This is a genomic window from Faecalibacterium sp. Marseille-Q4164, from assembly GCF_017377545.1.
GTDB classification, from domain to species: domain Bacteria; phylum Bacillota; class Clostridia; order Oscillospirales; family Ruminococcaceae; genus Faecalibacterium; species Faecalibacterium duncaniae.
This window is the reverse complement of the sequence record NZ_JAFREJ010000009.1, coordinates 14,692-26,991: the sequence shown is the minus strand read 5'-3', so window position 1 is coordinate 26,991 and position 12,300 is coordinate 14,692. Positions and strand designations below refer to the sequence as shown.

At 56.2% G+C, this 12,300-nt stretch carries 9 protein-coding genes and 1 riboswitch; of the genes, 4 read left to right on the top strand and 5 right to left on the bottom strand.

All coding sequences use genetic code 11. From position 1 onward, the window contains the following. Window positions 1–188: 188 nt before the first annotated feature. Complete coding sequence (locus tag J3352_RS09205) at window positions 189–1,133, bottom strand: phospho-N-acetylmuramoyl-pentapeptide-transferase (protein ID WP_005931988.1); 945 nt, start codon at window positions 1,131–1,133, stop codon at window positions 189–191. Between the two features lie 227 nt (window positions 1,134–1,360). Between J3352_RS09205 and J3352_RS09200 the strand changes: the two genes are divergently transcribed. Together J3352_RS09200 and J3352_RS09195 are read left to right on the top strand one after the other, a co-directional pair. Beyond that, window positions 1,361–2,767 carry an MATE family efflux transporter gene (locus J3352_RS09200; protein ID WP_097773714.1) on the top strand — a complete coding sequence of 469 codons (1,407 nt, stop codon included), beginning with the start codon at window positions 1,361–1,363 and terminating at the stop codon, window positions 2,765–2,767. A gap of 24 nt (window positions 2,768–2,791) precedes the next feature. Beyond that, window positions 2,792–5,584 (top strand): DNA methyltransferase, encoded by a 2,793-nt coding sequence (locus J3352_RS09195; RefSeq protein ID WP_097773713.1) that lies wholly within the window; start codon window positions 2,792–2,794, stop codon window positions 5,582–5,584. Between the two features lie 59 nt (window positions 5,585–5,643). On the opposite strand, the gene J3352_RS09190 is transcribed toward J3352_RS09195, so the two are convergent. Next, on the bottom strand, window positions 5,644–6,243 hold the full coding sequence (locus J3352_RS09190; protein ID WP_005932003.1) for an ECF transporter S component: 600 nt from the start codon (window positions 6,241–6,243) through the stop codon (window positions 5,644–5,646). Window positions 6,244–6,384: 141 nt separating this feature from the next. Continuing rightward, a riboswitch (FMN riboswitch) is annotated at window positions 6,385–6,504 on the bottom strand. A 126-nt stretch (window positions 6,505–6,630) separates the two neighbouring features. Between J3352_RS09190 and J3352_RS09185 the strand changes: the two genes are divergently transcribed. Continuing rightward, a complete protein-coding gene (locus tag J3352_RS09185) occupies window positions 6,631–7,713 on the top strand; it encodes a mechanosensitive ion channel family protein (RefSeq protein ID WP_005932005.1) in 1,083 nt (360 codons plus the stop codon). A 59-nt stretch (window positions 7,714–7,772) separates the two neighbouring features. Here J3352_RS09185 and J3352_RS09180 read toward each other — a convergent pair whose 3' ends face one another. After that, window positions 7,773–9,416: an ABC transporter ATP-binding protein gene (locus J3352_RS09180; protein ID WP_156065266.1), complete on the bottom strand. Its 1,644-nt coding sequence runs from the start codon at window positions 9,414–9,416 to the stop codon at window positions 7,773–7,775. Next, window positions 9,413–11,152, bottom strand: a complete 1,740-nt coding sequence (locus tag J3352_RS09175) for an ABC transporter ATP-binding protein (protein ID WP_156065269.1) — start codon at window positions 11,150–11,152, stop codon at window positions 9,413–9,415. The genes J3352_RS09180 and J3352_RS09175 overlap by 4 nt, the downstream gene beginning before the upstream one ends. Before the next feature lie 105 nt (window positions 11,153–11,257). Here J3352_RS09175 and J3352_RS09170 point away from each other — a divergent pair, with 105 nt between their 5' ends. Next, a complete protein-coding gene (locus tag J3352_RS09170) occupies window positions 11,258–11,449 on the top strand; it encodes a hypothetical protein (RefSeq protein ID WP_227622094.1) in 192 nt (63 codons plus the stop codon). Window positions 11,450–11,512: 63 nt separating this feature from the next. On the opposite strand, the gene J3352_RS09165 is transcribed toward J3352_RS09170, so the two are convergent. Continuing rightward, on the bottom strand, window positions 11,513–12,283 hold the full coding sequence (locus J3352_RS09165) for a TraX family protein (protein WP_197036505.1): 771 nt from the start codon (window positions 12,281–12,283) through the stop codon (window positions 11,513–11,515). Window positions 12,284–12,300: the final 17 nt, after the last annotated feature.

Sequence of the window (12,300 nt, the reverse complement as noted above, 5' to 3'; positions counted from 1 at the left end):
TTGCTTGCATTTGTTTGTGACACATGGCACAATGAAACAAAAGAAATGAGGTGAACTCATGCAGGAAATTCGTGACCCAGCCTGTCTGGAAACGCTGTACCGGAAGCTGGAACTTTCCTCCCGGACCAGAACAGCAAAACGCCCGCGCAGGAGCTTTCCTGTGCGGGCGCTGCATCTCTTTTTGTGTTTTACCGCACCAACAGCAGCAGCCAGGCGGATGCCACAGCCTGCAGGATGAGCCAGCGGGCCACGACCTGCTCATCGCTCCAGCCCAGACGCTTGCGCACATGGTCGTGCAGCGGGGTCAGGGTGTTCTTGAGGATGGAGATGTGCAAAAACCGCTTGAAGCTGATCTTCAGGATGCCCAGGCTGCCGTCCACGATGAACACCAGCGCGGCCAGCAGGAAGGCGAAGGGGTGGCTGCTCTTGAGGGCCAGAACGGCCAGGAAGAAGCCCATGGCGCGGCTGCCCGCGTCACCCATCAGCAGGGTGGAAGGCTTGGCGTTCTGCCACAGGTAGGCCAGCAGGGCACCAATGAACACGATGCCTGCGGTGGCGTAATCCCCCAGTTCCTCCCAGTAGGCCAGCAGGAAGGTGCCGATGCTGACCACGGCAAGGCTGGCGGAAAGGCCGTCCACGCCATCGGTGCAGTTGACCACGTTGATGCTGGCCCAGATCAGGACGATGATGAGGATGAGGTAGACGGCATAGGGCAGGCTGAAGCTCCAGCTCAGGAAGTTGACCTCCGTGCCGTTGAAGTTCAGGTAGGTCACGCCCGCCACAACGGCGATGACCAGATCGATCAGGCCCTTTTTGTACTCGTTCCATGCAGTCTCGGCGGCATCGTCAAAATAGCCGGAGAGCATGGACGCAATGAGCAGGACGGTGTAGATGACATACTCTGCCTTAAAAGGCACCACGGCCAGCGTGACCAGTGCAATGCAGAGCACAAAGATGAGGCCGGAGCCCCGGGCCTTGCCCTTGGAGAGTTCGCCGTTCACGGCAAACGCGCGGCCATGGTCGTGGGGGAGCTTATCGTGGAACACCGAGTCCATCAGCGCGGTCAGCGCAAATGCAAGCAGAAAGCCCAGCGCATCCACGGTGCGCGGGTTGCCAGAAAGCAGTTGAAGCATAGTTTTTTTCCTCTTTCCCGGAGCGGCAGAGGCCGTTCCTGTTCTTTCACGGCTGGATACAAATGAAGTGTATCACGCCCGGGCCAAAAAATCAATCTCCGGGGCAATGGCTACCCCGGGGGTAGATGGGTTGACATTTTTCGCCCCCCTGTCTATAATGGGAAGACAAACGCCCTTTCGAGGGTATTTTTTTGTCTCACAGGAAAATCGGAGAAAAAGGAGAAGACATGAAACTTTCACTTGAACAGCTTTCGGCCCGGATGCGGCAGGGTGAGACCATCCCCTCCCGCCAGACGGCCCAGGTGGCTCTGGCGCTGAGCATCCCCTCCATTCTGGAGCAGCTGGTGGTCACTGCCATGGGATACATCGATGCTGCCATGGTGGGCCACATCGGTGCAGAAGCTACTGCTTCCATCGGCATCGTCAGCTCCAGCACCTGGCTGCTCCACGGTGTTCTGGTGGGCCTGTACACTGCCCTCTCCATCCAGATCGCCCAGTATCTGGGGGCCGACCGGCAGGATGATGCCCGCAGCGTGCTGCGGCAGGCCATGCTTTTCAATGTGATCCTGGGCGTGGGTGCTGCCCTCTTCGGCCTGGGCATCAGCCCCTTTCTGCCGGGGTGGCTGGGAGCTGACCCCTCCCTGCGGGCAAACGCCACAGCCTACTTTGCCATCTGGTCAACGGCGCTGCCCTTCACCATGGCCATGGGCATGTACACCTCCATCCTCCGGGCGGCAGGCTACGCCCTGACCGCCAGCCTCATCAGCGTGTTGGTCTGTGTGCTGGATGCCATCTTCAACTTCTTCCTCATCAACCCCACCCGGACGCTGCGGGGCATCACCGTCTGGGGTGCCGGGCTGGGTGTGCCCGGCGCAGCCCTGGGCACCGCCCTGGCCACCGTGGTGGGCGGCCTGTTGGCTTTGGCCATCCTGCTGCTGCGGGAAGGCCCCCTCTGCATCCGGAAGCCTGCCCCCTGGAAGATCACCCGCTCCTGCCTGCGGAACCTGCTGTGGGTCGGCGGTCCTCTGGCGGGAGAACGTGCCGCCATCTCTCTGGCGCAGGTGGTGGTGGTGCGCATCGTAGCCGGCCTGGGTACCGTGGCCATTGCCGCCAACAGCCTGGCTGTCAATGCCGAGGGCTTGTGCTACATGGCGGGCTACGGCATCCAGAGCGCAGCCGTCACCCTCATCGGCCAGGCCGTGGGTGCCAACCGGAAGGATATGGCCAAGCGTTTTGCCTGGCTGTGTACCGGCCTTGGCATGGGGGTCATGGCCCTTTCCGGCGTTGGCCTGTGGATCTTTGCCCCCACCCTGATGAGCCTTTTCACCACCGATGCGGCTGTCATCGCTCTGGGTGCTCAGGTTTTGCGCATCGAAGCCTGGGCCGAGCCCATGTTCGGTGCCTCCATCGTGGCCAGCGGTGCCATGCAGGGTGCGGGCGACAGCACCTCCTGTTTTGTGCTGAACATATTCAGCATGTGGTGCATCCGGCTGACGCTGGCGTTCCTGCTGGCTCCCCGGCTGGGCCTGATGGGCGTTTGGGGTGCCATGTGCTGCGAATTAAGCATCCGGGGCCTGCTGTTCCTCATCCGCCTTGCCCGGGGCAAGTGGCTGGAAAAGGGCGCGCTGTCTTAATACACAAAACAGGGAGATTACATTATGACAAATGCAGAAAAGCGTGAAGCGGCACGGCAATTGATTCAAAAGTGGCATAATAAAGGCAGAGAAGACGAGGACGACCGCTCCTATTGGCTGGATATCTTGCAGCGCTTACTGGGTTGTGCTGATGCAACCGACAGAATTGAGTTTCAGAAAAAAGTAATCGTTAACGGAAACACAAAAAGAATCGATGCCTATATCCCTGAAACAAAAATCATTATTGAACAGAAGTCAGAAGGCATTCCTCTGGACAAGAAGATCTCGCAGTCCGGTGGAACCGAACTCACTCCTTACGAACAGGCCAAACGCTACAATGATAATCTGCCAACTTCTGAGAAAGCAAAGTGGATCATCACTTCCAATTTTCAGGAACTGTGGATTTACGATATGGATACCCGCGTTCCTGAAAATAATGTTGTAAAAATACATATCGATGATCTTCACCACAATTCTTCGCTTCTGGACTTTCTGCTGGAGAAAAAGGTTATCCAAGTCTCTAAAGAAGTAGATTTGTCACAAGAAGCGGGCAAACTCGTTGGCAAAATCTATGATGCATTTTTGAAGCAGTACCATGACCCAGAAAGCAAAAAAGCCCTCGAAAGCCTGAATGTTCTTTGCGTCCGGCTGGTATTCTGCCTTTACTCTGAGGATGCCGGTCTGTTTGAGCAAAAAGATTCCTTTAGCGGATACATTGCTCAATACGAGCCAAAAGACCTGCGTCCGGCTCTGTTGTCACTGTTTAAGGTTTTGGATACTCCCTATCCTGACCGACCCGACCTATATCTTTCGGAAGAGCTGGAAGCATTCCCCTATGTCAACGGCGGCCTATTTGCCAACGAGGATATTATCATTCCAAAAATCACACAGGAAATCAAAGACGCTCTTGCGGAAGCCGGGCATTTTAATTGGCGGGATATTTCGCCTACCATTTTCGGCGCTGTTTTTGAAAGCACGTTGAATCCGGTTACCAGACGGAAAGGCGGGATGCACTACACCTCGATTGAGAATATCCACAAGGTAATCGACCCGCTGTTTTTGGATGATTTGAAAAACGAATTCGCAGAGATTCTGACAATTGGTGTACAGAAGCAAAAGAAAAAGAAGCTGGAAGAGTTTCAGAACAAATTAGCCGGACTGACCTTTTTAGACCCAGCCTGTGGCTCTGGCAACTTCTTGACAGAAACCTATATTTCGCTCCGCCGTCTGGAAAATGACATTTTAAGGGAACTGCAAAACGGACAGGTCATCTTTGGTGACACCAATTGGAATCCCATTAAAGTCTCCATCTCCCAGTTTTACGGCATCGAAATCAACGATTTTGCCGGTGATGTTGCAAAAACCGCTCTTTGGATTGCAGAAAGCCAGATGATGAAGGAAACTGAAGATGTTGTCTTAATGCATCTTGATTTCCTTCCATTAAAAAGCAATGTAAATATCCATATCGGGAATGCCTTGCAGATGGATTGGGCTTCCATCATCTCCCCCTCCAAATTATCGTATATCATGGGAAACCCACCGTTTGTTGGGCAATCTGTCCGAACAAAAGATCAAGCTCACGATATGAACGATATCTGGGGACAGGGTGAAATAGAAACCAAACTTGATTATGTGATCTGCTGGTACAAAAAAGCGCTAGATTATATCAATACATCCAGCACGAATATCGAAATTGCATTTGTCTCCACGAATTCTATTTGTCAGGGCGAATCCGTTCCAACATTTTGGAAGAAAATGATTGATTCTGGTGCTGAAATTCACTTCGCATATCGTTCTTTTGTATGGGACAGTGAGGCAAATGAAAAAGCGGCAGTTCATTGTGTCATCATCGGTTTCTCCAACTTTAGCCGCTCTCATACAAAATTCATTTACACTGAAGAAACAAAAACAAAGGCAGAACATATAAACCCCTATCTATTAGATGCTCCTGACATTTGGATTACAAACAGAATTAATAAACCTCAAAATGGTTTACCCAAAATGACCACCGGTAGTCCTCCGACAGATGATGGTGCTCTAACACTTAGCATAACAGAGAAAGAAGAACTTGAGAAACAATATCCCGTATTGGCAAAATACATCAAGCCTTTTATAGGTGCAAAAGAATTCTTACATGATAATGTAAATAGCTATTCCAGATATTGCTTATGGTTTAAGGATGGTAATGTCTCTGATTATGTAAATATAAAAGAAATCACAGAACGCCTTGAAAAAGTCCGTGCTTTGCGAAAAAGCAGTAATGCAGATCGGATACAGAAAATGGCCGATTATCCTTACCTTTTCTGCCAAATTCGGCAACCGTTATCAACCTATCTTGTGTTTCCGAGACATTCTTCACAGAATAGGCGGTATATCCCGATTGGTTTTATGCCTTCTAGTGTAATTGCCGGAGACGCTTGCAGTATTATTCCAAATGTCACAATCTATGAATTCGGAGTTCTGACATCTAATGTTCATAATGCGTGGATGCGTGTTACTTGTGGTAGGATAAAAAGCGATTTCAGGTATTCCCCCGCAGTTTATAATAATTTTCCTTGGCCTACTCCCACCTTAGAACAAAAAGCCAAAATAGAACAAACTGCACAGGCCATTCTTAACGCACGAGCAATGTATCCAAACAATTGTCTTGCAGATTTGTATAATCCTCTGGCCATGCCTGAACCGCTGTTAAAAGCCCATATCGCAAACGACAGAGCCGTCATGCAGGCCTATGGTTTATCAGTCAAGGACACCTCTGAAGCCGATTGTGTAGCGTTCCTGATGAAACGCTATCAGGAGTTGACACAAACGAAGTAATCTCTCAAATAGCAAAAAAGAAAGGACGCTCTCGCGTCCTTTCTTTTTTGTTCTGTCACTCACTTCCGGCCATGCAGGATAGGAGAGAGCGGCTTATAGATCAACATGCAGATCAGGGCATCCAGCAGGCCCTTGACCAGAGTGAAGGGCATATTGAAGATGATCAGGCACTTGATAAGGCTGTTTGCAGAGGGCAGGATCGCCTGATACATGCCCAGGATGGCTTCCAGCGGCATGTGGTAGAACTTGACGTAGGCCGGGTAGGTGATGAAGTAGTTGGACGGCACACTGAACAGGGCCATGGCCACGGCACCGGCCACGGCACCGATGATGGCGTTCTTGCGGCTCTTGTGGTGCTTGTAGAGGTAACCGGCCAGTGCGGAGAACACCGCACCCAGCATGAAGTTGCACAGCTCACCCACCAGTGCGGTAGAGGTGCCCTTGATGACCACATGGAGCAGGTTCTTCATAAAGCTGATGATCACACCGTACACCGGGCCAAGGGCAAAGGCACCCAGCAGAGCGGGCAGGTCGGAGAAGTCCATCTTGACGAAGGACGGGATGAGCATCGGGAGCGGGAACTCGATGAACATCAGGATAAAGGCCACCGCACTGAGCATGGCGGCAACGGTCAGGTTGCGGGTCGTGTTTTTCTTCATGGTAATATCCTCCCGGGGCGTTCTGGCCCCAAATCAAAGATTGGAAAGCCCCTTTCGCGTGGTTCGGAACCGGGAAGACAATCAAAAACGCGCCCTGCCGCAGCAAACACTGCAACAGGGCGCGTAGACAAATCGTATTGCCTGCCGTTTCTTGCATCCGGACTATACCGTTGGCCCCGGAGTCTCACCGGGTCAACACCCTTGCGGGTGGTCGCGGGCTGTACCGCCAGTGGGGAATCTCACCCCGCCCTGAAACGAACTTTCTGGCCAAAAGTATAACGCGGCTGCTCCGCCTTGTCAACCCCTTTTTTATTTGCCCTGCACGGGCCGGATATGGTATACTGTGGGACAGGATGTTACAATTTCTGATACAAGGAGCTTTTTGCCATGATTTTTACCGTTCGTGACCTCGGGTTCGAGATCGGGCCTTTTTTGCTGGAGGGCTGGTGGGCGCTGGCTGCCCGGGCTGTCTGCGCCGCTGTCATCGTTTTTGCGGGGCTTCTGGTCGGCTGGCTGCTGCGCCGGAAGATCTTTCCCGCTCTGCAGGCCCGCAGCTGGCACTTTGCCGCCACGCCCATCCTCCTGCGCAGCTTACAGAGCCCTTTGGCGCGGATGGCCTTTTACAGCGGCCTGTACCTGGCCTTGACCAGCCTGCCGTGGGCCATTCCGGGCCTGACAAAGTTTCTGTTCACGGCCTATAAGATCGCAACGACCCTCCTGTTCTGCCAGGGCCTGTACAACGCTTCTGAGGTAGCCGACCTGCTGCTGGCTTCCTGCAGCCCGGAGATCCGGAGCAACAAGACCCTGCGCTCCCTGCTGGACACCACCTACAAGGTGCTGGTCATCATTCTGGGTGTTGCCACCTGCGCGCAGATCGTCGGCTTCCCCATCGGCAGCATCGTAGCCGGTGCCGGTCTTGTAGGCCTGACCATCTCGCTGGCCGCGCAGGAAAGCGCCAGCAACCTGTTCAGCGGCATCGTCATCCTGCTGGACAAACCCTTTTCCATCGGTGACTGGATCACCGTGGGCAATGTGGAGGGCGAGGTCATCGACATCAATTTCCGCTCCACCCGCATCCGCTCCATGGACCACAGCGTGGTCATTATCACCAACAGCCAGATCTGCGCCTCCACTGTCCAGAACACAGCCCTGCGCACCATGCGGCCCTATAAGTTCACGCTGGGTGTCACCTACGGCACCACCCGTGCCCAGCTGGAGAAGCTGATGGCTGACCTGCAAGCCATGCTGGACAACAGCCCTTACACCAACAAGGGCACCAACATCGTCCGGCTGACCAGCTTTGGCGATTCCAGCATCAACATCCTCATCTCGGCCTACCTGACCACCAACGTCTATGCCACCTTCCTGCAGCAGCAGAATGATCTGAACCTGAACATCATGGACGTGATGCAGGCAGACGGCGTGGACTTCGCCTTCCCCTCCACCAGTGTCTACATCGAAAAGAATTGAGCATACCACAACGCCCCCTGTGTGCCTGCTGCGGCGCACAGGGGGCGTTTTTTCATATGTTATTCCCGGCTCCTGATCTCGATCGTTCTGCTGCCAAGATCCTCATAGACGCGATGGGAGACAGAGAGCACCGTGCGGCCCGTGGAGGCACGGCGCAGAGCCGCCAGCACGCGGGCCTCCGTTTCGGCATCCAGATTAGCGGTGATCTCATCCAGCAGCAGCACGGCGGGATCTGCAGCGGCGGCACGGGCAATGGACAGCAGCTGCCACTCGCCCTGTGAGAAGATGCCCTCGGTGCAGACTGTGTCATAGCCCTCCGGCAGAGCCCGGATGGCAGCATCGATCCCGGCCAGTGCGGCGGCATCCTTTGCCATTTCCCCGGTGATCTGCGGGTCTCCCAGCGTGATCTGTTCCAGCACGGTGCCCGGCACGCGGGAGAAATGCTGTTCCACACAGCCGATGCAGGTGCGGCGCTCCCGGTCGGTGATGTCCCCCACCTTCACGCCGCCGATGGTCACCGTACCGGCCTCCGGCTGATACAGGCCCAGCAGGAGCTTGAACACGGTGCTCTTGCCCGCACCGGTGCGGCCCACCAGCGTGACCTGCTCCCCCTGTTTCACGGTCATGGAAAAATCCTTCAGAACGTACCGTTCCCCATAGCCGAAGGTGACGTGTGCAAATTCCACATCGCCCCGGGCAGCCTCCCTGCGCGCGGGCGGGATCGTGCGCTCCGGCTGGCCGAGAAAGGCATCGATGCGCCTGACACCCGCCATGGCCGACTGGATGGTCTGGATCTCCATGCCCAGGCTCTCAATGGGGGCGAAGATGCGGGAGATGTAGTTGACGACGGCCACCGAGGTGCCCACCGACATGCCGAACAGGGTCAGAAGCTGTGCGTTCCCCGAAGCGGAGAGCAGCATCACGATGCCGACCACAGCGGCATTCAACAGCAGCACCACCGGCGAATAGACGGCATCATAAAAATTGGTGCGCTCCATGGCGGCATAGCTGTCACCGATGCACCGGTCATACCGGCGCTCCATGTAATCCTCCAGACCCAGCGCCCGGATGGTGCGGATGTTGTGCAGGGTCTCGGGCACCTGCCCGGAGACAGCGGCGACCGCGCGGCGGTTGTCCAGCTGCGCGGCCAGCATCCGCTTCTGGACGTAACGGGTAAACACGGCAAACAGCGGCAGCACCAGCAGCAGGATCAGCGCAAGGCCGGTGTTTTTCACCGCAATGACCCCCATGATGGAGACGATGCGGCAGGCATCTGCCGCCATGCTGATGATGCCGGAAGTGAACAGGGCTTCCACCGTGTCCACATCGCCCGAAAAGCGGGCGGCCACCTCGCCGGGATTCTGTTCTGCCAGTGTACCGGCGGGCAGGCGGCTCAGCTTCCGGGACATCTCCGAGCGCAGGGCATGGGTCATCCTCTGGCCAAAGAGCACCAGCAGGCTTTCCTGCGCCGAGGTGAGCACACCTTCCAGTGCAAGACTGCCGAAGTAGAGCAGCACGGCCAGAAAGGACAGCGGGAGGCCCGCGGTCAGACAGTCGATGACCCGAGCCAGCAGCAGGGGCGGCAGCAGGGATGCCGCCACCGAAGCTGCCACACACAGCACCGTGCCCACCGTGAGAAGGCGGTGCGAAGCCGCTGCCATCCGGACGGCAGCAAACACGCCGTGATCATTTTTCTTTTTCATGCGCCCTCTCCCCCTTTCAGGCCGGTCTGGCTTTCATACAGCTGGCGGTAGACCGGAACCGCTGCCATCAGCTCCTCGTGGGTGCCAACGGTGGTTCTGCCGCCCTCCATAAAAATGATCTGCTGCATCTGCGGAAAATGGTACAGCCGGTGGGAGATCAGGAACACCACCTTATCCCTGGCATACGCCTGCAGCTCGGCAAAGATCGCATCCTCAGTGCTGCGATCCAGAGCCGAGAAGGGGTCATCCAGCACCAGCACTGGGCGGGGATGGGCCAGCGTCCGGGCCAATGCCAGACGCTGTGCCTGCCCGCCGGAAAGGCGGGTGCCGCCGCTGCCGATGACCGTCTCCGTACCCTTTTCCATGGCCAGCACTTCCTCCTTCAGGGCAGCAGCTGCAAGCCACGGCATGGTATCCTGCTCGCTGCCGCAGAGGACATTATTCTGCACGGTGTCGGCACTCAGTTCCGGGTCATGGCCCAGATACCCGACCGTGGCGGCGATCTGGCGCGGGGTCAGGGTGGAAAGCTCTCTGCCGCCAAAGCAGACCGAGCCTTGATAGGGCGCTTCGCAGAGGAATACGCGGCCAAGGGTGGATTTTCCGCAGGCGACCGGGCCGGTGATGCCGATGATATCGCCGGGGTGGGCCGTCAGGCTCAGGCCGGAGAAGACAGGCTCTTCGCCATAGGAGAAGGCGAGTTCTTTCAGCGTCACATCCTGTGCCGCCGGGATCTGCAGGGCATCCAGCTGCTCGGGCGTTTTCATCAGGGGTCTGATGCGCTTCCAGGAGACCTCTGCCTTTTGCACTGCGTTGAAGAGCTTGGCCACCTTGGAGGATTTGACCACCAGCTTGGTGAAACAGGAGAGGAAGGTGGTGAAGGCGGCGATATCCCAGCTGCTCCAGCCAGTACCCAGCACATTCTTTGCGCCGAACCACAGGATGAAGAGGGTTCCTGCCTCGGATGCCGCCAGATAAAGCGGCGGCAGAGCGGACTGCCACACGTTGTTCCGCACGGCAGTCTTTTCGGAAAGGCTCAGGGCCTCCTCGTATTTTTCCATCCGGGCCTCCTCGCAGCCGTAGATGCGGTAGGTCACGGCATTCCGGGCACGGTCCAGCGTGGCACTGCTCAGGGCACCGGCGGCCTTTTTATAGGCCGCACCGGCGCGCTGCACCGGCTTTTTCATCCCTGCCGCGCAGACATAGGACACCGGAGTAAAAAGCAGGCCCAGGATCGCCAGCCGCCAGTCGTACACCAGCAGCATAACCGCATAGCCCGCCAGCGCCACACCGGTGTCGAACACCTCCGTGGTGAACTTGCGCATTCCCTCCACGCAGTCGTCCACATCGGCGATGGCCTTGGTCATCAGCTCACCGGCCCCCTCTTTTTCCAGCGTTGCCCGGCTCTGCCGCACCAGATTGGCGTACAGGATGCCCTTCATCCGGCGGTTGATGTTGTTGGCGAAGCGGCGCACATAAAAGCGTTTGATGAAGCGCGCCGCCTGCACCAGCAGTGTGACTGCAATGTAGGCCAGCACCAGCAGCGCCATTTGGGCAGCAGTCTCATTGCCGCCCAGGATATCCGCCAGGCACTGGGCCAACCGGCCCTCGAACCACGGCGCGGCCAGCAGACCGATGTTATAGACAAGGCCCGAAAGGGTCACAAGGAGCAGCGGGAACCACTCCACCCTGAAATAGGAGAGAACCCGGTCCGGGCGGAACGATTTATCTTTTTTCATGGGGCATTTTACCTCCTGCGGGTGTTCCATTCAGTATACCACGCTTTCGTTCCGCAGAAAAGCGCACACAAAATGCATCTTGACAGCTTTGTTCAGAAAAAAGCCATGACAGCAGGAACAAAATGCAAGATCATTGCAATGGTCACCGCTGTCATGGCGATCGGTTTTCTTTGTATGAAAAATGCTCCCATCGGCAGGATCTGCATTGCAGTGGTGTGGGTCTGCCATCTTCTGTATTTCACCTTGCGGGTCAAGACCATCAAGCCCACAGAGCAGACTCAGGAAAGTGCAGAATAGATTCCACCCGGGATACCATCAGATTGCAGGCACCCATAGCCCGCAGGGATAACAGTTACGTTCTTATCGGTTCACGAAATTCAGCGCCAGCACAAGCAGCAGCATGTGTACCGGGTAAAAGGCGTAGCAGGCATACTGGAACGGTTTGCTGTGGCAGCCCTGCCGCCCGCGATACAGCCAGATGGGCACCAGCGCCAGCAGCGCAAGCCCCTGCTGACACAGCTCAAACTCCATGCCGAACAGCCGGATGGGGTACATCAGCCCGCCCAGAAGCACCACGTTGATCCAGTACAGGGTCAGCACCTGTCCCAGCAGGCACCACCATTTCCGGCCCCGGAAAATGTAAAAAGCGAACACAGTCAGCACACCGGCACCGTAGTAATCTGTCATGCCCAGCGTTCCCAGCAGCGCCCCTGCTGCTGCCACTGCGGCGCACACCGGCAGCGAGACCCAGAGCTTTTGCTTTTTGCGCACCGTTTCCATCAGATGCACCCCCAGAAGCCCCAGCAGCAGCGTCCAGATCACGTTCTGGTGCACCGGGTAGAACCATGTCCCGCCATACATCAGATCAAAGGGCACTTCTGAAAGCAGCGCAAACAACAGCAGCCGCAGGGCATAACGCTTCAGATTCCGGGTATGAAAGTAGCCTTCCACTGTCATAAATGCAAAGATAGGGAACGCCAGCCGTCCGGCACAGGTCAGCCAGTCCTGCGCCGGCAGAAGGGTCGCCCACAGGTGATCCATCAGCATCAGCGCCATGGCAATGATATGAAGCGCTGCTGCACTCAGGTCAATGCAATTTGCGGCAGTGGAACGAATCGGTTTGGTTGACATGATCATACCTCGTCTTT

Bases quoted from the DNA above. Each gene is read 5' to 3' on its own strand.
- J3352_RS09205 (WP_005931988.1), bottom strand. From the start codon at position 1,133: ATGCTTCAACTGCTTTCTGGCAACCCGCGCACCGTGGATGCGCTGGGC.
- J3352_RS09200 (WP_097773714.1), top strand. From the start codon at position 1,361: ATGAAACTTTCACTTGAACAGCTTTCGGCCCGGATGCGGCAGGGTGAG.
- J3352_RS09195 (WP_097773713.1), top strand. From the start codon at position 2,792: ATGACAAATGCAGAAAAGCGTGAAGCGGCACGGCAATTGATTCAAAAG.
- J3352_RS09190 (WP_005932003.1), bottom strand. From the start codon at position 6,243: ATGAAGAAAAACACGACCCGCAACCTGACCGTTGCCGCCATGCTCAGT.
- J3352_RS09185 (WP_005932005.1), top strand. From the start codon at position 6,631: ATGATTTTTACCGTTCGTGACCTCGGGTTCGAGATCGGGCCTTTTTTG.
- J3352_RS09180 (WP_156065266.1), bottom strand. From the start codon at position 9,416: ATGAAAAAGAAAAATGATCACGGCGTGTTTGCTGCCGTCCGGATGGCA.
- J3352_RS09175 (WP_156065269.1), bottom strand. From the start codon at position 11,152: ATGAAAAAAGATAAATCGTTCCGCCCGGACCGGGTTCTCTCCTATTTC.
- J3352_RS09170 (WP_227622094.1), top strand. From the start codon at position 11,258: ATGACAGCAGGAACAAAATGCAAGATCATTGCAATGGTCACCGCTGTC.
- J3352_RS09165 (WP_197036505.1), bottom strand. From the start codon at position 12,283: ATGTCAACCAAACCGATTCGTTCCACTGCCGCAAATTGCATTGACCTG.